This is a genomic window from Streptomyces sp. NPDC008317 (assembly GCF_042955955.1).
Lineage (GTDB): Bacteria > Actinomycetota > Actinomycetes > Streptomycetales > Streptomycetaceae > Actinacidiphila.
Window position 1 is genome coordinate 41,102 of sequence record NZ_JBIBFQ010000011.1, and the last position, 20,164, is coordinate 61,265.

Here is a 20,164-nt window from a genome sequence, read left to right on the forward strand (position 1 = left end):
GTCGGCGGCGGCCGGTCCCGGGAAGGCGGGGGCGCCGGGCCCCGGCGACCACGTACTCTGGGTGATTGTTATGAGCGCGCGTACTTACGAGGTCCGCACCTACGGGTGCCAGATGAACGTCCACGACTCCGAGCGGCTGTCCGGCCTTCTGGAGGACGCGGGGTATGTCCGCGCGCCTTCCGACGCCGACGGCGCGGATGTCGTCGTCTTCAACACCTGCGCGGTGCGGGAGAACGCCGACAACCGGCTGTACGGCAACCTCGGCCAGCTCGTACCGAAGAAGGCCGCCAGGCCCGGCATGCAGATCGCCGTCGGCGGCTGCCTGGCGCAGAAGGACCGCGACACCATCGTGAAGCGGGCCCCCTGGGTCGACGTCGTCTTCGGCACCCACAACATCGGGCAGCTCCCGGTGCTGTTGGAGCGGGCCAGGATCGCCGAAGAGGCCCAGGTCGAGATCGTCGAGTCGCTGGAGACCTTCCCCTCGACGCTGCCCTCGCGCCGCGAGTCCGCGTACGCCGCCTGGGTCGCGGTCTCCGTCGGCTGCAACAACACCTGCACCTTCTGCATCGTCCCCGCCCTGCGCGGCAAGGAGAAGGACCGCAGGCCCGGCGACGTGCTCGCCGAGGTCGAGGCCCTGGTCTCCGAGGGAGTCGTCGAGGTCACCCTGCTCGGCCAGAACGTGAACGCGTACGGCTCCGACATCGGCGACCGCGAGGCGTTCGGCAAGCTGCTGCGCGCCGCGGGCACCATCGACGGCCTGGAGCGGATCCGCTTCACCTCGCCGCACCCGCGCGACTTCACCGACGACGTCATCGCCGCCATGGCCGAGACGCCCAATGTGATGCACCAGCTCCACATGCCGCTCCAGTCCGGCTCCGACACGGTGCTGAAGGCGATGCGCCGGTCGTACCGGCAGGATCGTTACCTCGGGATCATCGAGAAGGTGCGCGCCGCGATGCCGGACGCCGCCATCACCACCGACATCATCGTGGGCTTTCCCGGCGAGACCGAGGAGGACTTCGAGCAGACCCTGCACGTGGTGCGCGAGGCGCGCTTCGCGCAGGCATTCACCTTCCAGTACTCCAAGCGGCCCGGCACCCCCGCCGCCGAGATGGACGGCCAGATCCCGAAGGCCGTCGTCCAGCAGCGGTACGAGCGGCTGGTCGCGCTCCAGGAGGAGATCTCCTGGGAGGAGAACAAAAAGCAGGTCGGCCGCACCATCGAGGTGCTGGTCGCCGAGGGCGAGGGCCGCAAGGACGACGCCACCCGGCGGCTGTCCGGCCGCGCGCCCGACAACCGCCTCGTGCACTTCGAGCGCCCGGACGAGCCGGTCAGGCCCGGAGACATGGTGACCGTCGAGATCACCTACGCCGCGCCGCACCATCTGCTCGCGGAGAAGCCCGCCGCCGCCGTACGCCGTACGCGGGCGGGCGACGCGTGGGAGCGGCGCAACGCGGCCCCGGCCGCGACCGGCACGGGCGTGATGCTGGGCCTGCCGACGATCGGCGCGCCCGCCGTGACGGAGCCGGTGTCGCTGGGCGGATGCAGCGTCCAGTGACGCGCGCGGTCCCGGACACCGGTGCGCGGCCGAACGTGCCGACGCCGTTGTCCGGCGACGGCCGTCTATCCGCGAGGCCGCGCCGGTAAGGTTTCGATCATGCTGGTCGCCGCTGCCGTCTGTCCCTGCCCGCCGCTGCTGGTCCCGGAGGTGGCGGCAGGCGCCGCACCCGAACTCGACGCTCTGCGGGCCTCCTGCGCCGACGCCATCGGCGTCCTGGCCGCTTCCCGGCCCGACCGGCTGGTCGTGATCGGTCCGGCGGACCGGCCGCACCGCGGTGCTTTCGCCGAGGGCTCCACGGGCTCTTTCCGGCCGTTCGGTGTCGCGCTGGAGGTCCGCCTCGGATCGGAACGCGGCGCGGACGCCGACGTCACGGCCGAGCCCGCTGCTGAGCCCGCACGCACATTGCCGCCCTCGCTCGCCGTGGCCGCCTGGTTGCTGCGCGGCTGGCACGCCGCACCAGTCGAGGGGCTGGGGGTCGGCGAGCAACTGGAACAGCCGCACTGCGCCGCCGCGGGCCGCGCTGTCGCCGAGGCCGCGGGACGCGTCGCCCTGCTCGTGATGGGGGACGGCAGCGCCTGCCGTACGGTCAAGGCGCCCGGCTACCTGGACGAGCGCGCCGAGCCCTTCGACGTGGCCGTGACCGCGGCCCTGGCGGCGGCCGACACCGACGCGCTCACCGCGCTGGACGCGGAGTTGGCCGATGCGCTGAAGGTGTCCGGCCGGGCGCCGTGGCAGGTGCTCGCGGGCGCGGCACAGGGCGCGGGCCTGGCGGGGGAGCTGCTGTACGAGGCGGCGCCGTACGGCGTGGGCTACGCCGTGGCGACCTGGACCTGAGCCGGAGGGCTATGCGGATACCTGACCCGGAGCCTCCGCCCGGACGCGCGACTCGGACGTCCTACGGCAGGGTGCCGCGCGAGCGCTCAGGCGGTCGCGTCGCCGTCCTTGTCGCTCTTGTCCTTGAGGTTGTCCAAGGCGCCCTTGGCCTTGTCCACCCCGGTGCCGATCTTGTCGCTGTACTTGCCGCCGGTCTTGGAGTCGACGGTGTGCGCCGCCTTCTCCAGTCCCGACTCGATCTTGCCGCCGTGCTGCTGCGCCAAGTCGCCGGCCTTGCTCTTCGCCAAGCCCAGCTTGTCCTTGAACGTGTCCTTGAGGCCCATGCGGCACCTTCCCAAGCATCGTGAATCCCCCGCCCTGTTTCCGACCATACCTGTGCCCGCCCTGGCCTGCTTCACGCCAATCGATCGAGGTCAGCGGCCAATGTTTGCGAGACTGGCCACGTGAAGAACCGTGTGATCGCCGTCGTCGGCCCGACCGCAGCCGGGAAGTCCGATCTGGGCGTGGCCCTGGCCCGGATCCTGGACGGCGAGGTGATCAACGCCGACTCCATGCAGCTCTACCGCGGTATGGACATCGGGACCGCCAAGCTCAGCCCGGACGAACGCCAGGGCGTGCCGCACCACCTGCTGGACATCTGGGACGTGACACAGGCCGCCAACGTTGCCGACTACCAGCGCCTCGCCCGCGTCGAGATCGACCGGCTGCACGCCGAGGGCCGGGTCCCGGTGCTGGTCGGCGGCTCCGGCCTGTACGTACGCGCCGCGATCGACGCCCTGGAGTTCCCCGGCACGGACGCGGCCGTCCGGGCCCGCCTGGAGGCCGAACTCGACATGCGCGGCTCCGGCGCCCTGCACGCCCGGCTGGCCGCGGTCGACCCCGAGGCCGCCCGCGCCATCCTGCCCAGCAACGGCCGCCGGATCGTCCGCGCCCTCGAAGTCGTGGAGATCACCGGCCGCCCCTTCGCCGCCAACCTCCCCGGCCCCGAGGGCGTCTACGACACCGTCCAGATCGGCGTCGACGTCCCCCGGCCCGAACTCGACGAACGCATCGCCCTGCGCGTCGACCGCATGTGGGAGGCCGGTCTGGTCGACGAGGTCCGCGCCCTGGAGGCCGCGGGGCTGCGCGAAGGACGTACGGCCTCCCGCGCGCTCGGCTACCAACAGGTGCTCGCCGCACTGGCCGGTGAGTGCACCGAGGACGAGGCCCGCGCCACGACCGTACGCGCCACCAAGCGCTTCGCACGCCGTCAGGACTCGTGGTTCCGCCGCGACCCGCGTGTGCACTGGCTCACGGCCCGCGGCACGGAACTCGCGCACCAGGCGCTGACGTTGCTCCAAGAAGCGGTTACAGCCTGATCACGTGATGGCATCGGGACGCTCCGGCGTCCCGGACCTGCCGGTCGACCGTGCCATCATCGAGCATCTAGCTACGGTGTCGGAGAATCGGGAGGGCGCGTGGCGATGGAAGCCGGCCCACGCGACACCCCAGCCGGGCGCGACCCCGCGGCGGAAGCCCAGATTCCCCCGGAGTTTCCGCGCAATGGCGCGATCCCCGAGTCGAGGAACACCCTGGAGCCCTTCGAGCCCCTGGACTCCCTCGGCTCCCTGGAAGCGATCGAGCCCCTTCCGCCGATGGAGGAGGGCCAGTCCTTCCGCGAGCTGCGCCCCCAGCGCCGACTGCGGATCTGGCAACTCGCCCCGATCATCGCCCTCGCGGTGAGCGGATCGCTGATGTTCGCCTTCCCCCTCGCCTTCGAATCCGGCGACGCGGGACCTGTCGTCGCCATGCTCGGCCTTCTGCTGTGCTGCTGCTCCGCCGGGTGGGGCCTGATGGCCGCCCGCCGGGTCGGCTACACCTGGCCCGGCCTGCCCGCCCGCGGCTCCGGCGCCCGTGTCGACTGGCGCTACGTGGCCGGATACACCGCGCTGATCGCCCTGCTGGCGGTGCTCGCCGTATGGCGCGTCGCCCGGCTGCGCTGACGGCCCCGCCCACCAGCCCGTCCCCCTCCGTCGCCCGCGTACGATCGATGACGTGACTGACGCGCGCCACGACACCGCACTGCTCGCCTTCCTCAAGGGCCACGGCACCGAGAACGACTTCGTGATCGTCCCCGACCCGGACGGTCTGCTCGACCTATCCCCGGCCGACGTCACCCGCCTGTGCGACCGGCGCGCCGGAATCGGCGGCGACGGCCTGCTGCGCGTGGTCCGCTCCGCCTGCCACCCCGAGGCCGCGGCACTCTCCGACCGGGCCGAGTGGTTCATGGACTACCGCAACAGCGACGGCAGCATCGCCGAGATGTGCGGCAACGGCGTCCGCGTCTTCGCCCGCTACCTCCAGCGCACCGGCCTCACCGACGCGGGCGACCTGTCCGTCGCCACCCGCGCCGGCGTCCGCGACGTCCACATCGCCAAGGACGCCGACGACGGCACTCCCGGCGACATCACGGTCCGCATGGGCCGCGCCACGCTTCCCGAGGGCGCCGTCACCGTCACCGTGGGCGACCGCAGTTGGCCCGCGCTCCACGTCGACATGGGCAACCCGCACGCCGTCGCCTTCGTCGACACCCTCGACCACGCCGGTGACCTCCTCCGTGCCCCCGCGGTCGCCCCCGCCGACGCCTACCCGGCGGGCACCAACGTCGAATTCGTCGTCGACCGCGGGCCGCGCCACGTGGCTCTGCGCGTCCACGAGCGCGGTTCCGGCGAGACCCGCTCTTGCGGCACGGGCGCCTGCGCCGTGATGGTCGCCGCGGCCCGCCGCGACGGCGCCGACCCGGCCGTCACCGGCCGCCCGGTCACGTACACCGTCGATGTTCCCGGCGGCCGACTGGTGATCACCGAGACCGCCGACGGACAGATCGAGATGACCGGACCCGCGGTGATCGTCGCCGAGGGCGTCATCGACCCGGCCTGGCGCGGCGGTCCCTCCGCCGACCCCGGTGCCTGAACCACCACCTTTCCGGCGGTATCCGACCGGGATTCCCGCACACGTTCCCTCGAACGGGTGATGGGGATCACTCTCGGCGAGAGCGTGACTGCCGCACGTGGTGGGCTCGGTAGCATCAATCACCGGCGCGGCCCCACGGGGCGTGGAGAGCGTCCGCAGCCGGTTCAGGCTGCTGGAGGTGCCCGATGAGCGCAGACAACGCGGTGGACGCCGACCGCAGTGCCGGGGCCCCGCGCCGTGGACTGCGCCGGATCGACCTGCTCAGGCTCGGCCGCGCGGCGCTGCTCGGCCCCAGCGGCCGGGACCGCGTGCCCGACGCCATCGAGCACCTCACCAAGGTGCACCGCGCGCGCCACCCCGAAGCGGGCCCCGAAGCGATCGAGACGCTGCGGCGGGCGTATGTGCTCGCGGAGTCCTCGCACCGCGGTCAGATGCGCAAGAGCGGCGAGCCGTACATCACCCACCCGCTGGCGGTCACGCTGATCCTCGCCGAACTGGGCGCGGAGACCACCACCCTCACCGCCTCCCTCCTCCACGACACCGTCGAGGACACCGATGTGACGCTCGATCAGGTACGGGAGGAGTTCGGCCAGGAGGTCAGCTATCTCGTCGACGGCGTCACCAAGCTGGAGAAGGTCGACTACGGCGCCGCCGCGGAGCCTGAGACCTTCCGCAAGATGCTCGTCGCCACCGGCAACGACGTACGCGTGATGTCGATCAAGCTCGCCGACCGGCTGCACAACATGCGGACCCTCGGGGTGATGCGCCCCGAGAAGCAGGTGCGGATCGCCAAGGTCACCCGCGATGTGCTGATCCCGCTCGCCGAACGCCTCGGTGTGCAAGCCCTGAAGACCGAGCTCGAAGACCTGGTCTTCGCGATCCTCCACCCCGAGGAGCACGCCAGGACCCGCGCCATGATCGCCGCGAACGCCGCCGGACCCGACCTCCTCGCGGCTGTCGCCGAGGACCTGCGCAAGGTGCTGCGCGAGGCGGACATCGCCGCCGAGGTCGCCATCCGCCCGCGGCACGCGGTCTCCGTCCACCGCGTCCTGCTCAAGCGCGGCGGCGCGGAACTCGGCAGTTGCGACTTCGGCCGCCTGCTCGTCGTGGTCGCCGAGGACGCCGACTGCTATGCCGTGCTCGGTGAGCTGCACACCTGTTTCACCCCGGTGATCGCGGAGTTCAAGGACTTCATCGCCGCCCCCAAGTTCAACCTGTATCAGTCGCTGCACACCGCCGTCGCCGACGAGCGCGGCCGGATCGCCGAAGTCCTGGTCCGCACCCGGCGGATGCACCGGGTCGCGGAAGCCGGGGTGATCGCGCTCGGTGACCCGCACGCCGTGGAGGAGACTCCGCAGGCCGCCGAGGCCGAGCAGGGGGCGAGCGCGGCGGAGACCTGGGGGAGGGTGGACCCGACCCAGCCCGGCTGGCTCGCCCGGCTGTTGGAGTGGCAGCGCGACGCCCCCGACCCCGACACCTTCTGGTCCGCTCTGCGGGATGACCTCGCCCAGGACCGCGAGATCACCGTCTTCGCCACCGAGTCCGGCGAGTCCATCGGCACGATGCGGCTGGCCGCCGGGGCGAGCTGCGTGGACGCCGCCTACGCGGTGCACGGCGAGGCCGGTCACCAGTGCGTCGGCGCCCGCGTCAACGGGCGGCTGGCGCCGCTGGGGACCCGGCTGCGCGACGGCGACACCCTCCAGCTCCTGATGGACGACTCCGCCACCTCCGGCCCCGACGCCGACTGGCTGGAGCACGCCATCACCCCGGCCGCCCGGATCGCCATCACCAGGTGGCTGACCCAGAACCCGGCGACGGCAGACGAGGACAAGCCGGCGTCGGCCCCTGCGGTACGCCCGACCCACGCCGCGGGCCAGGCGCGCGCCGCCGAACCGGTGGCGGTCACCGACCTGCCGCACGCGACCGTGCGGCTGGCCCGCTGTTGCACGCCGGTGCCTCCGGACGGCCTCACCGGATTCGTCATCCGCGGCGGTACCGTCGCCGTCCACCGCGTCGAGTGTCCGAGCACCGCCCGTATGGTCACGGCGGGACGGGCGCCCGTACCCGTCCGCTGGCGCGACGACGGCACCGCCAACGGCTTCCGGGCCACGATCCTCGCCGAGGCGCTGAGCCGCCCGCGCCTGCTCGCCGACCTCACCGAGGCCATCGCGGCCCAGGGCGTCGGGATCGTCTCGGCCGCGGTGGAGCCCCCGCAGGAGCACCGGGTGCGGCACACGTACACGGTGGAGCTGCCCGACCCACAGGCGCTGGCGGTCCTGATGCGGGCGATGCGGTCGGTGCCGGGTGTCTATGACGTGTACCGGGCGCGACTGGCCGTCACGGCGGCGCAGCCCTGAGACCAGGGCGTACACACGCTTGGACGCGCGCGAGGACTCTCGTGGGGACGCGGGCGCGGAAGCCCGGGTGGGCACCTGCGGGGACTTCGGGAAGCGGGTCATCACTGTCTCCTTCGATCGTTACTCCCAGTGAACGTCTGGTGGCAGATCGTAGGTTCCGGGGTGATCGTCACCCACACGAGTGATTCCGGCGACGGCCGCCGGAGATCCGGTCCTGTCGGCCGGCGGACAGCCCTCGCGGGTATCCGCGGCGAAACTCGCGTGACCGCGAGTGTCCGGCGTGCGACCATCGTAGTAACGGCAGAAACACCGCCGATTCGTTGACCGCTCGACCAAAGGATCCAATGACCTCCTCTTCTTCTTCCTCTTCGAACAACCGCCAGCGCCTCCCCGAGAGCCTTCGGGCCGACGCCCTGATGGAAGAGGACGTCGCCTGGAGTCATGAGATCGACGAGGACCGGGACGGCGACCAATTCGACCGCTCCGAGCGTGCGTCGCTCCGCCGGGTCGCCGGACTCTCCACCGAACTCGAGGACGTCACCGAGGTCGAGTACCGGCAGCTCCGACTGGAACGCGTGGTGCTCGTGGGCGTCTGGACCACGGGGACCGTCGACGACGCCGAGAATTCGCTGGCCGAGCTGGCGGCGCTCGCCGAGACCGCCGGAGCACTCGTCCTCGACGGCGTCATCCAGCGCCGCGACAAGCCGGACCCGGCCACGTACATCGGATCCGGCAAGGCACTGGAGCTGCGCGACATCGTCGTGGAGACCGGCGCCGACACCGTCGTCTGCGACGGTGAGCTGAGCCCCGGCCAGCTCATCCATCTGGAAGACGTCGTCAAGGTCAAGGTGGTCGACAGGACCGCGCTGATCCTCGACATCTTCGCTCAGCACGCCAAGTCCCGTGAGGGCAAGGCGCAGGTCTCGCTGGCACAGATGCAGTACATGCTGCCGAGGCTGCGCGGCTGGGGTCAGTCGCTGTCCCGGCAGATGGGTGGCGGTGGCGCCGGTTCGTCCGGCGGCGGCATGGCGACGCGTGGTCCCGGTGAGACCAAGATCGAGACCGACCGTCGGCGTATCCGCGAGAAGATGGCCAAGATGCGCCGGGAGATCGCGGAGATGAAGACCAGCCGCGACCTCAAGCGCCAGGAGCGCAAGCGGCACAAGGTGCCGTCGGTCGCCATCGCCGGATACACCAACGCGGGCAAGTCCTCGCTGCTCAACCGGCTCACCGGTGCGGGCGTCCTGGTGGAGAACGCGCTGTTCGCCACCCTGGACCCGACCGTGCGCCGCGCGGAGACCCCCAGCGGACGGCTCTACACCCTGGTGGACACCGTCGGGTTCGTGCGGCACCTGCCGCACCACCTGGTCGAGGCCTTCCGGTCCACGATGGAGGAGGTCGGCGACGCCGACCTGATCCTGCACGTGGTGGACGGCTCGCACCCGGTGCCCGAGGAGCAGCTCGCGGCAGTACGCGAGGTGTTCCGCGATGTCGGCGCGCTGGACGTGCCCGAGATCGTGGTCGTCAACAAGGCGGACGCCGCGGACCCGCTGGTCCTCCAGCGTCTGCTGCGCAACGAGAAGCACGCCATCGCGGTCTCCGCCCGCAGCGGCATGGGCATCGACGAGTTGCTGGAGATCATCGACCAGGAACTGCCGCGGCCCGATGTGGAAGTCGAGGCGCTGGTGCCATACACGCACGGCGGTCTCGTCTCCCGGGTGCACGCCGCGGGTGAGGTCCTCTCCGAGGAGCACACCGGCGACGGCACGCTGCTCAAGGTGCGGGTGCACGAGGAACTGGCCGCGGAACTGGCCCCGTTCACGCTCGTCGCCAGGACCTGACAGGGCTGAGGCGCCACGGCAGTTCGACGCCGGGTCGCCGCCGCGCGCACTGACATGGGTAAGGGGCCGCCTCCTGGAGGCGGCCCCTTACCCATGCGTCGTCCGCTAGTTGAACTTCTGGCTCACCCCGTCGAAGACCTTCTTCGCCTCGGAACCCAAGTGCGGCCCCGCCAGCCAGGTGTTCGTCACCGGCCCGATCGACGTATTGCTGACCAGCGCCGTCGTCCCGTCCGGCCGCTCGGCGAACCAGCCGCCGCCCGACGAACCACCCGTCATCGTGCAGCCGATCCGGTACTCCGTCGGCGCCTGGGCGCTCAGCGACAGCCGGCCCGGCTTGCCCACGCAGTCGTACATCTGCTGCCCGTTGAAGGGGGGCGCCGCGGGATAGCCCCAGGCGCCCATCGTCCCGATCCGCGTCGCGGACGGCGCGTCGAACCACACCGGCATCGCCGTACCGACCGTCTCCTCCAGCGACTTGCCGCCCGCGCCCTCCTCCGGCTTCACATGCAGCACGGCGAAGTCGTACGGCGAACCGCTGCCGCCGGACTCGGCGCCCGTGCTGATCCACTGGTCGGAGGTGCTGGCCCAGTCGGCCCAGAACACGCCGTACGGCGCCAGCACATCACGCGAGGCGCCCTCCAGGGCCGCGGCGCTCTTGCCCGTGTCGTTGTAGGCGGGGACGAAGGCGATGTTGCGGTACCAGCCACCGGACGCGCCCGCGTGCACGCAGTGGCCCGCCGTCCACACCAGATTCGACTTGCCCGGATGCGCCGGGTCCCGGACCACCGTCGCCGAGCAGACCATCGAGCCCTTGGGCCCGTCGAAGAAGAGTTTTCCGACACCAGGTGCGGCCTCGTGGTAGGGCGCCGTGACCCGGCTCGCCTGCACCGGATCCGGCGCAGGGTCGCTCTCGCCCTGGTCGGCCGACACGTTGGTCGGCACCTTCTTGTCGCTCTGGTCCGCGCCCTTCATGCGGTCGTCGCTCCACAGCCCGTTGATCACCGGGTTGACGAAATCCGCCGCCTTGCGCAGCCACTTCGCCTTGTCCCAGTTCTTCCAGCCGCCCTTCTTGTACGCCTGCTCCCACTTCTTCAGGTCGTCGAGGCTCGTCGGGAAGGACGTCGGCAGACCGAGGTTGTTGCCCGCCGTCACCGACGAACTGGGCTTGGCGTCCGCGGAGTCACCGGACGACCCGCACGCGGTGGCGGTGCCCGCGAGGAGAACGGCTGCCGCCGCCGCGGCCACCAAGGGCCTTCGTATGGATGACATGGACTGCTCCCCCTGAGATGTCTTCGGCTGTACGGCAGTTGCCGCCCCCGATGCGCGGTGGCCACCACTATGCCGCTGGTGTGAGGGACGGCCGGGGGTGTTCGCCGGTTCCGCGCCGAAAGTCTCCGGGCCGCCCGTGATCGAGCCGTCACCCAGTCGTTAGTACGGACGGGGGACGACTGCCTGGACGCCGACCCGGAGGAGTGAGCACGTGGCCGCCATTTCGAGCGCGCCGGGACAACGACTGGCGGCATCGGCCGAGGTGTCCGCCGAGGGACCGGCCGACGAATCCATGACGGGGGAGGCGATTCTCCGCAGGCAGGCGCAGCGCGAGTCGGCCGCGCGCACCTATGCGCGGTCCCTGCCGGTGGTACCCGTCCGCGCCCGCGGGATGACCGTGGAGGGCGCCGACGGCCGCCGGTATCTTGACTGCCTGTCCGGTGCGGGAACCCTCGCTCTCGGCCACAATCACCCCGTCGTCCTGGAGGCCATCAGGGGCGTCCTGGACTCGGGCGCTCCTTTGCACGTCCTGGACCTCGCGACCCCGGTCAAGGACGCCTTCACCACCGCGCTGTTCGAGACGCTGCCGCCTCAACTCGCCGAGCACGGCCGCATCCAGTTCTGCGGGCCCGCCGGGACCGACGCGGTGGAGGCGGCCATCAAGCTCGCCCGTATCGCCACCGGGCGCGGCGGACTCCTCGCCTTTTCCGGTGCCTACCACGGCATGACGGCCGGCGCGCTCGCCGCTACGGGTGACACGGCGGTCCGCGGCGCCGTCGGCGAAGCGGACGCGCGGATCACCCGTCTGCCGTACCCGTACGACTACCGCTGCCCGTTCGGCATCGGCGGCGACCGGGGGGCCGAGCTCTCGGCGCGCTGGACCGCGCATCTCCTCGACGACCCCAAGGGCGGGGTGCAGCCGCCCGCCGCGATGCTCCTCGAACCGGTGCAGGGCGAAGGCGGCGTCATCCCGGCGCCCGACACCTGGCTGCGCAGGATGCGTGAGATCACGGCAGCGCGCGGCATCCCGCTGGTGGTCGACGAGGTGCAGACGGGCGTCGGCCGTACCGGCACCTTCTGGGCCGTCGAGCGCAGCGGAATCGTGCCCGACGTCATGGTGCTGTCCAAGGCCATCGGCGGCAGCCTCCCGCTGGCCGTGATCGTCTACCGCGAAGAGCTCGACGCCTGGCAGCCGGGCGCCCACGCGGGCACCTTCCGCGGCAATCAACTGGCCATGGCCGCCGGCACGGCCACGCTCCGCTTCGTACGGCAGCACGCGCTGCACGAGCGCGCGGAGACCGTCGGCGCGCGCATGCTCAGCCGCCTGCGCGGACTCGCCGCGCACCACGACTGCATCGGCGACATCCGAGGACGCGGCCTGATGATCGGCGTCGAACTCGTCGACACCGAAGCCGAGCCCGACGACTACGGAGCGCTTCCCGCCGCGCCCCGGCTCGCCGCCCGCGTCCAGCAGGAGGCCCTGCGCCGCGGACTCATCGTCGAACTGGGCGGACGGCACGGCGCCGTGATCCGGCTGCTGCCGCCGCTGACCATCACCGACGAACAGGCCGAAGCCGTGCTCGACCGGCTGGCCGCCGCCATCGACGCCGCGCGGACCGCGACGCGAGGCGGCCCGGCATGACCCCGGCGGACCGACCGCGAGAAGCCGCGCCGCCGCGCGGTACCGACGAGTGGAGCCCTGGCATGACCGCACCCGTGGACCCCGGCCCCCCCATGCCGCCCGGCGCGGCGGTGCCGCTGGCCGCCGCCGTACCGGTGCAGCGACCGCGCGCCGCCGCGGCCGACCAGAATCCGGACCCGTTGGAGCACCCGGACCCGTACCGTGTCGCCGACGCGGCGGGCGCCGAGAATCTGCTGCGCTGCTGGGTCCGGGAGACGGGCCTCACGGAGCCGGCCGACAGCCTGCTGCGGATCTCTCTGCCCGCCAGCGGCACGCAGGCCCAGGCGGTTGTTCTGCACTGGTCGGCCACCGGTCACCACCGCTTCGGACCGGTCCGCCTCACAACCGCCCCGAGCCGCCCGCTGACCGCGGTCGCGCTCGCCGCGCTGCTGGCCCGTGAAGGCGGCGGCGCGGCGGCCGAGGGCGACGACCTGGTGGCGAGGGTGGCCGATTCGGTACGCAGGACCGCCGTATTCGTCAGCGAGCGGCGTGCGCGGCCCGGCAGGCCCGAGCCGGAGCTGCCCTTCCTGGAGTCGGAACAGGCCCTGCTCCTCGGTCACCCGACGCATCCCGCGCCCAAGGCCCGCGAAGGGCTCAGCGAGAGCGAGAGCGCCGCGTACTCGCCCGAGACGCGCGGCTCCTTCGCGCTGCACTGGCTCGCCGTGGACGCCGCCGTCCTCGCCACCGACTCCGCGTGGACCGACCGCGGCCGACCCGTACCGGCCGCCGATTTGCTGACCGCGATGGCCGGGCCAGAACTCGCGTGCCCCGCAGGCACCGCGCCGCTCCCGCTGCACCCCTGGCAGGCGCGCGACATCCTGCACCGGCCCGCCGTCCAGCGGCTGTTGGACGCCGGGCTGCTGCGTGACCTGGGCCCGGTCGGCGACCCGTGGTACGCCACCTCTTCCGTGCGGACCGTCTACCGTCCCGACGCGCCCGCGATGCTCAAGCTCTCCCTGGCGCTGCGCATCACCAACTCCCGCAGGGAGAATCTCCGCAAGGAGCTGAGGCGCGGCACCGAGGTGCACCGGCTGCTGCGCAGCGGGCTCGTCGCGCGCTGGCACGCCGCCCATCCGGGCTTCGACATCGTCCGCGACCCGGCCTGGCTGGGCGTGGACACGCCGGACGGCACACCGGTGCCCGGCCTTGACGTTGTGCTCAGGCACAGCCCGTTCGGCCCCGGCGACCAGGCGCACTGCGTGGCGGGACTCACCTCGCCGCGCCCGTGGCCCGGCGTTCCCGCGCCCGCGCTGCGCTCCCGGCTGGCCATGCTCGTCACCCGCCTCGCGGAGCGCACCGGAAGGCCCGCGACGGCGGTCGCCACCGAGTGGTTCCTGCGCTACCTCGACGCGGTCGTACGGCCGGTGCTGTGGCTCGACGGCGAGGCGGGCATCGCCCTGGAAGCGCATCAGCAGAACACTCTCGTCCTGCTCGATGCCTCCGGCTGGCCCTGCGGCGGGCGCTACCGCGACAACCAGGGGTACTACTTCCGCGAGTCGCACCGCGGGGAGCTGGAACGCCAGCAGCCGGGCATCGGGGCCGACAGCGACACCTTCGTCGCCGACGAGATCGCGGACGAGCGGATCGCCTACTACCTCGGCGTCAACAACGTCCTCGGCCTCATCGGCGCCTTCGGCTCCCAGCGGCTCGCGGACGAGCAGGTGCTGCTCGCCGCGTTCCGCCGCTTCCTGGCCGCCGCCGCGGGAGGCCGCAGCAGCCTTCCCGCCCGGCTGCTGGACGCCCCGGAACTGCGCAGCAAGGCCAATCTGCTGACCAGGCTGTACGGAATGGACGAACTCGTCGGACCGGTCGACACCCAGTCGGTCTACATCACCATGCCCAACCCGCTGACCGTCTGAGCGGACCGTCCGGCCGCGCGCCCGTCCCCGGTCCTCGCCCCCGGACCCGCACCGGATCCCCGCCGGGAACCGGCCCGGATCCCCGACGAGGACCGGACCCCGCTCAGGAGAGGAAGGAGCTTCCGTGACACCCGCCGACTCCAGTACCGAGGACACCCTCGACCTGAAGCTGCCGCCCGAGGTCCTGGCCCTCTTCGCCGCGACGGCGTTCGACGCCGCCGAACCGGACACCGAGGACCCGGCGGGCGCCGCGAGGCCAGGACTCCTCGGCGCGGCCGCCTCCTGGCCGGCCGTCGAGACCCCCGCAGGCTCCTTCCGGCTGGTGCCGGTCCGCGTCGACCGCGACCTGCCGCTGCTCACTCGCTGGATGAACGACCCGGCCGTCGCCGAATTCTGGGAACTGGCCGGCGACGAGCGCGTCACCGAGCGGCACCTGCGCGGCCAGACCGAGGGTGACGGACGCAGCGTGCCCTGCCTCGGCGTGCTGGACGGCACGCCGATGAGCTACTGGGAGATCTACCGCGCCGATCTGGACCCGGTCGCCCGTTTCTATCCGGCCCGGCCGCACGACATCGGCGTCCACCTGCTCATCGGCGGCGTCGCCGACCGGGCACGCGGCCTCGGCGGCACGCTGCTGCGCGCCGTGTGCGACATCGTCCTCGACCACCGCCCCGGCTGCCCACGAGTGATCGCGGAACCCGACCTGCGCAACACTCCCTCCGTCGCCGCCTTCCTCACCGCGGGCTTCCGCCTGTCCGCGGAACTCGAACTGCCCGGCAAGCGGGCGGCCCTCATGATCCGCGACCGTTCGCTGCGCCACCGGCTCTGAGCCCGGCCGGCAACGCCTGCGCCCCGACACCGCGTCCTTCGGGCGCTGCCTCGACGGCGGTTCCCCGAACCCTCCTCACCCCTGCCTTCCAGGTCACCAGGTCCCCACCGCAGGAGCCCCACTGTGCTCACCCCCTCCGTATCCGACTCCGCCGCCTGGCAGCACGCGGCCAGGCGCCTGCTGGCCAAGATGCTCGCCGAGTTCGCGTACGAGGAGGTGATCGTCCCCGAACCGGAGCCCGCCGAGGGCCCGACCGCGTACCGGCTACGGCTCAGCCCGGACGTGACCTACCGCTTCCGTGCCCGCCGCGGCGCGTACGGCAGTTGGTACGTGGACGCGGACAGCGTCACGCCGACCGGTGACCCGCTGCACTTCCTGCTGCACGGCCACGAGAGCGTGCTCGGCCTGAGCGGTGACACCACAGGGCACCTGATCCAGGAACTCCTCGCGACGCTCCGCGCCGACGTGCGGCTCGACAGCACCGCGCTGACGGCGGCCGAACTCGCCGACCTGGACTACGCCGACCTCGAAGGCCACCAGACCGGCCACCCCTGGCTGGTCGCCAACAAGGGACGTATCGGCTTCTCCGCCGCCGACGCCGCCCGCTGGGCACCCGAGGCGCGCAAGCCGGAGCGCCTGCCCTGGATCGCCGTACACCGCGACCTCGCCCAATACCGCGGTATCTCCACGCTCGCCACCCCCGATCTCCTCTACGCCGAAGAACTCACCCCCGGCACCCTCGACACCTTCCGGCACACCATCGCCGACCGGAACCGCGACCCCGCCGACTACCTGCTGCTGCCCGTCCACCCCTGGCAGTGGGACCAGGTGATCGCGCCGCTCTTCGCTCCCGCGATCAGCGACGGATCCATCCTCCACCTCACCACTGACAACGACCTGCGGCTGCCCCAGCAGTCGATCCGCACCTTCCTCAACACCAGCCGCCCGCACCGGCGCACCGTCAAGCTCCCGCTGTCCGTCCTCAACACCCTGGTCTGGCGCGGCCTGCCGACGGAACGCACGCTGGCCGCCCCGGCCGTCACCGCCTGGGTGCGAGGACTGCGGGACGCCGACCCCTTCCTGCGGGACGAGACGCGGGTGATCCTGCTCGGCGAGGTCGCCTCCGTCACCGTCGAGCACCCGCAGTACGACCGGCTGCCCACCGTCCCGTACCAGTACCGCGAACTGCTCGGCTGCATCTGGCGCGAGCCGCTGGCCGCCCATCTGGAACCGGGAGAACACGCCCGTACCCTCGCCGCGCTGCTGCACACCGACCCGAACGGGCGATCCTTCACCGCCGAACTCGTCGACCGGTCCGGTCTCGCGCCCCGCGTCTGGCTGCGCCACCTCTTCGCGGCGCTGCTGCCGCCCCTCCTGCGTTTTCTCTACCAATACGGCACGGTTTTCTCCCCGCACGGCGAGAACACCATCGTGGTCTACGACGAGCACGACATCCCGGTACGCCTCGCGGTGAAGGACTTCGTCGACGACATCAACGTTTCCGCGGACCCACTTCCCGAACACGACGGCATGCCGGACGACGTACGCCAGGTGCTGCTCACCGAACGGCCCGAATTCCTCACCCAGTTCATCCACGCGGGCCTCTTCATCGGGGTCCTGCGCTATCTCGCGCCCCTGTGCGAGGCACAACTGGACGTGCCCGAAGCCGAATTCTGGACCCTAGTGCGGGACGAGATCATCCGGCACCAGGAGCGCTTTCCCGAACTCAAGGAACGTTTCGCCGCCTTCGACCTCCTTACGCCCCGCATCGACCGGCTCTGCCTCAACCGCAATCGGCTGCACCTCGACGGTTACCGCGACCGGTCGCAGCGCCCGCACGCCGCCGTGCACGGCACGGTCGCCAACCCCCTCCACCTTCCCCGTCCCTGAGGCGCGCCGCGGCCGAGCCGATACGATCCGAGCACGGGGACCCGGTACGGAATCCCGTACGGAACGCGTACGGGAATCACCGCGGAAAGGTGGGGGCGGCCATGCGGGAGGCAGCGGGCGCCGAACCCTGCCCGGAGTGCGGTACGGCCGTGCGGCCGGGACAACTGCTCTGCCAGGGCTGCTTCGTGCCCTTCTCGCTGATGGCCGCGGCCCGCGCCGCGCAGACCCCGCCGCAGGGAGCCGCCCCCGAGGCATCCCCGGAACCGACCGCGCTGCTGCCGAGCGCCCACGGCGCCGACTCCGAACACACCCGAGTGATCAACGTGATCCCCGGAGCGCTGCCCCGACCCCTGGAGACGCGCAGGGACGCACCGCCGCGGGCGCTGCGACTGCGGTTCCCCAGCGGCGAGATCGTCGCGGTGGAGCCGGCCAACTCGATCCGGCTCGGCCGCGACCCGAAGCACTGCCCCGCCGTGCCCTTCCTCGCCGCGCACGACAATCTGTCCCGTATCCACGCCATGATCGGCGTCGAGCCCGACGGCTCCGCCTGGATCTCCGACGAGAGCTCCACGAACGGCACCTTCGTCCACGGCTACCGGCTCGCGCCCGGCGAGCGGGCACCCATACGCCCCGGCGACACCCTCCGGCTCGCCGCCGACGTCACCGTCCGCGTACTGCTCTGACCTCCGCGTAGGCGGCGATGCAACGGGCCAGCGGGTGCTCGGGGCCCAGCGCCTGCGCGGCGTCGGCCGACAGCTCCTCGAAGCGGCGGACGACGGCGGTCGTGCCGTTCAGACCCTCCAGGGCCCGCGCCCGGCCGAATAGCGCCGCAAATGGTGCGGCCTCGTTTTCCGCACCCTGGCGCGCGATGTGCTGGAGCGCCTGCCAGTAGCGCTCGTCCGCGTCGGTGAACCGGTCCGCGGCGAGCAGCCCCTCGGCGTCCTCCAGCAGCGCCCACAGCACATGGCCGGCGCTCTGGTCCAGCACCGTGGGACTGCGCCGTACGGGAGCGGGCCGCATCAGCGCGCGCAGCCGCTCGGCCACCTCCCCGGCGTCGGCGGGCCGGTCGTCCGGCTTCTTGGCGAGCATCCGGTGCACCAGGCGCGCGAGTCCGGCGGGCACCTCGGGGCGCCGCCGCTCGATGGGCTCCGGCGCCTCGTGGACGTGCATGTACGCGTATCCCACGGATGTCCCGGCCGAGAAGGGCGGTCCCTCGGCGAGCATCGCGTACAGCACACAGCCGAGCGAATAGAGGTCGGACCGCGCGGTCACCTCGGCGCCGCGCGCCTGCTCGGGCGAGAAGTACGGCGGTGAGCCCATGACCGCCCGCGGATCGGTGTACCGCGTGGCGCTGTCGTCGCGGTGCGCCACCAGGCCGAAGTCGCAGATCTTGACGACGCCGTCCGGGAGAAGCATCAGATTCTCCGGCTTGATGTCCCGGTGGACGAGCCCGCGCTCATGCGCGTGCCGCAGCCCGGCGCTGATCTGCATGCCATAGGCGATGACATCGGCCACCGGCAGTCCGCCGCGGTCCAGCAGCACTTGGCGGAAGTCCGCGCCGCGCAGCAATTCCATGACGATGAACGGCCTGCCCTGGTGCTCGCCCGCGTCATGGACGGTGGCCACATTGGGATGGCTCAGCGCGGCGGCGGCCATCGCCTCCCTGCGGAACCGGCCCTGGCGCTCGTCACGCTCCCCGTCGCCCCAATCGGCGCGCAGCGTCAGCACCTTCACCGCGACACGCCGCCCCAGGCTCCGGTCGAGAGCCGCGTAGACCTGCCCGTACCCGCCGCCGCCCAGCGACTCCTCCAGGAGGTACCGGTCGCTGAGGACCGTACCGATCCCGATCTCCCCCGACACGTCGTCCTCGTCCCCGCTCGTTCGCCGTCGCGGCCCGGTTCACCCGGGCTCCTGCCCCGGCGGCCACGGTACGGCCATCATGGTGGGACCCGCCGCGTCCGCGCTCACCCGCGGTCCGACGGTACCGTCCGCCGGGTCCTCCTCGAAGACGAACTGACGGCCGCTGGGCAGCAGTTCCAGCCGTTCGTGCAGGACGACGGAATCCCCTTGGCGTAGATGCCACAGCGCGCCGTGCGGCAGCGGCACCAACTCGTCACCAGTCGGGCGACGGCGCCGCACCCAGGTGCCGTTCGCACTGCGCTCGTCCACCACGCTCAGCCCTGTGCCGTCGTAACTGACCATCACATGGGTACGGCTCACCGACTCGACCTCGGTGTCGTCGATCCAGGCGCCGAGAACGACACCGCCGTCGGCGGGCGCCCGGCCGACCGCGAGCGGCTCGCCCGCCGTCACCATGAAGCGGCCCCGCACCGTTCCGTCCATGACCACCTTCACCTGCGCGCGGGACGGACGGGGACCCGCGTCCGCCAGGGGCAGCCCGTGCGTCGGGCAGAGAACCTGGGATTTCCGGCGGCGGGGGAGCGCGGTGCTCGGCCGGTCGGCGGCGCCGAACAGCGGGCAGTCGGCCTCGGGACAACGCCAGTCACGGCTGAGGACCGCCCGGTGCGCCGACCGGTCCCAGCGGCGGTACACGCCCGCCTCCAGGAGCAGCCCTTCCTCCTCTTTGCGGGAGACCTGCCACTCGGGAGGCACCGGCATGATCCGCGGCCGTACGCCGATCACGCCGTCCGGCTGGAGGAAGGGCCGCAGGAAACGGTCCCGGTTGCCGGGAATCCACGGATAGGCGCGGTGGAAGTCCAGGAAATTGTCCGCGCTGACCACCCGCAGCTCCAGCGCGTCGGCCAGCTCCAGGATGCGGTCGTCGGCCCTCGGCAGGACCTCCAGCAGCCCTTCGAGATACCAGCGGTCCAGACTCTGCCGCTCCTCGGGCGTCAGACGGCCGTCGGTCAGCAGGGAGCGGTCGGTGATCGCGTACACCTGGACGGCGGGATCGCGGGTGAATTCCGCCAGCGCGTCCAGCAGACCCGACAACCGGGCCAGATCCGCCGCCCGTTCCCCGCCGAGCGCCGGTTCACGCACCACATTCGCGACGTCGATCACATATTCCGCGGCGGAGGCATCCAGAGTCAGGCGGCGCTCGAACGGCATGTGTCCAGAAGCTATCACCGCC

The 20,164-nt window shown here is 72.0% G+C and carries 16 protein-coding genes; 12 read left to right on the plus strand and 4 right to left on the minus strand.

Annotation, left to right across the window (positions count from 1 at the left end; all coding sequences use genetic code 11):
- The first annotated feature begins 70 nt into the window (after positions 1–70).
- Positions 71–1,558 carry a tRNA (N6-isopentenyl adenosine(37)-C2)-methylthiotransferase MiaB gene (gene miaB, locus ACFY9V_RS30340; RefSeq protein ID WP_391163799.1) on the plus strand — a complete coding sequence of 496 codons (1,488 nt, stop codon included), beginning with the start codon at positions 71–73 and terminating at the stop codon, positions 1,556–1,558.
- A 99-nt stretch (positions 1,559–1,657) separates the two neighbouring features.
- Entirely contained in the window at positions 1,658–2,395 is a 738-nt protein-coding gene (locus ACFY9V_RS30345; RefSeq protein ID WP_391163800.1) for a hypothetical protein, read from the plus strand.
- An 86-nt stretch (positions 2,396–2,481) separates the two neighbouring features.
- Here the strand turns inward: ACFY9V_RS30345 and ACFY9V_RS30350 are convergent, their stop codons facing one another.
- Entirely contained in the window at positions 2,482–2,718 is a 237-nt protein-coding gene (locus tag ACFY9V_RS30350; protein WP_391163801.1) for an Rv0909 family putative TA system antitoxin, read from the minus strand.
- A 120-nt stretch (positions 2,719–2,838) separates the two neighbouring features.
- Here ACFY9V_RS30350 and miaA point away from each other — a divergent pair, with 120 nt between their 5' ends.
- From miaA to hflX, 5 genes are all read left to right on the plus strand, one after another.
- Entirely contained in the window at positions 2,839–3,753 is a 915-nt protein-coding gene (gene miaA, locus ACFY9V_RS30355) for a tRNA (adenosine(37)-N6)-dimethylallyltransferase MiaA (protein ID WP_355338191.1), read from the plus strand.
- A gap of 105 nt (positions 3,754–3,858) precedes the next feature.
- Positions 3,859–4,377 carry a hypothetical protein gene (locus ACFY9V_RS30360; protein WP_355338786.1) on the plus strand — a complete coding sequence of 173 codons (519 nt, stop codon included), beginning with the start codon at positions 3,859–3,861 and terminating at the stop codon, positions 4,375–4,377.
- A 52-nt stretch (positions 4,378–4,429) separates the two neighbouring features.
- On the plus strand, positions 4,430–5,347 hold the full coding sequence (gene dapF / locus ACFY9V_RS30365) for a diaminopimelate epimerase (RefSeq protein ID WP_391163802.1): 918 nt from the start codon (positions 4,430–4,432) through the stop codon (positions 5,345–5,347).
- A 185-nt stretch (positions 5,348–5,532) separates the two neighbouring features.
- Positions 5,533–7,704 (plus strand): HD domain-containing protein, encoded by a 2,172-nt coding sequence (locus ACFY9V_RS30370; RefSeq protein WP_391163803.1) that lies wholly within the window; start codon positions 5,533–5,535, stop codon positions 7,702–7,704.
- A gap of 344 nt (positions 7,705–8,048) precedes the next feature.
- Positions 8,049–9,545: a GTPase HflX gene (gene hflX, locus ACFY9V_RS30375; protein ID WP_355338200.1), complete on the plus strand. Its 1,497-nt coding sequence runs from the start codon at positions 8,049–8,051 to the stop codon at positions 9,543–9,545.
- A gap of 105 nt (positions 9,546–9,650) precedes the next feature.
- Here hflX and ACFY9V_RS30380 read toward each other — a convergent pair whose 3' ends face one another.
- A complete protein-coding gene (locus tag ACFY9V_RS30380) occupies positions 9,651–10,814 on the minus strand; it encodes a trypsin-like serine peptidase (RefSeq protein ID WP_391163804.1) in 1,164 nt (387 codons plus the stop codon).
- 292 nt (positions 10,815–11,106) lie between these two features.
- Between ACFY9V_RS30380 and ACFY9V_RS30385 the strand changes: the two genes are divergently transcribed.
- The 5 genes from ACFY9V_RS30385 (at position 11,107) to ACFY9V_RS30405 (ending at position 17,756) form a co-directional block, all read left to right on the plus strand.
- On the plus strand, positions 11,107–12,456 hold the full coding sequence (locus tag ACFY9V_RS30385) for a diaminobutyrate--2-oxoglutarate transaminase (protein ID WP_391163906.1): 1,350 nt from the start codon (positions 11,107–11,109) through the stop codon (positions 12,454–12,456).
- Positions 12,453–14,354, plus strand: a complete 1,902-nt coding sequence (locus ACFY9V_RS30390) for an IucA/IucC family protein (RefSeq protein WP_391163805.1) — start codon at positions 12,453–12,455, stop codon at positions 14,352–14,354. Before ACFY9V_RS30385 ends, ACFY9V_RS30390 begins: the two co-directional genes overlap by 4 nt.
- 55 nt (positions 14,355–14,409) lie before the next feature.
- On the plus strand, positions 14,410–15,183 hold the full coding sequence (locus ACFY9V_RS30395; protein ID WP_391163907.1) for a GNAT family N-acetyltransferase: 774 nt from the start codon (positions 14,410–14,412) through the stop codon (positions 15,181–15,183).
- 123 nt (positions 15,184–15,306) lie between these two features.
- Positions 15,307–17,073 (plus strand): IucA/IucC family protein, encoded by a 1,767-nt coding sequence (locus ACFY9V_RS30400; protein ID WP_391163806.1) that lies wholly within the window; start codon positions 15,307–15,309, stop codon positions 17,071–17,073.
- Between the two features lie 101 nt (positions 17,074–17,174).
- Positions 17,175–17,756, plus strand: a complete 582-nt coding sequence (locus ACFY9V_RS30405; RefSeq protein WP_391163808.1) for an FHA domain-containing protein — start codon at positions 17,175–17,177, stop codon at positions 17,754–17,756.
- Here ACFY9V_RS30405 and ACFY9V_RS30410 read toward each other — a convergent pair.
- On the minus strand, positions 17,734–18,933 hold the full coding sequence (locus tag ACFY9V_RS30410; protein WP_391163809.1) for a protein kinase: 1,200 nt from the start codon (positions 18,931–18,933) through the stop codon (positions 17,734–17,736). The genes ACFY9V_RS30405 and ACFY9V_RS30410 overlap by 23 nt on opposite strands.
- 39 nt (positions 18,934–18,972) lie before the next feature.
- On the minus strand, positions 18,973–20,142 hold the full coding sequence (locus tag ACFY9V_RS30415) for an FHA domain-containing protein (protein ID WP_391163810.1): 1,170 nt from the start codon (positions 20,140–20,142) through the stop codon (positions 18,973–18,975).
- Positions 20,143–20,164 lie beyond the last annotated feature (22 nt).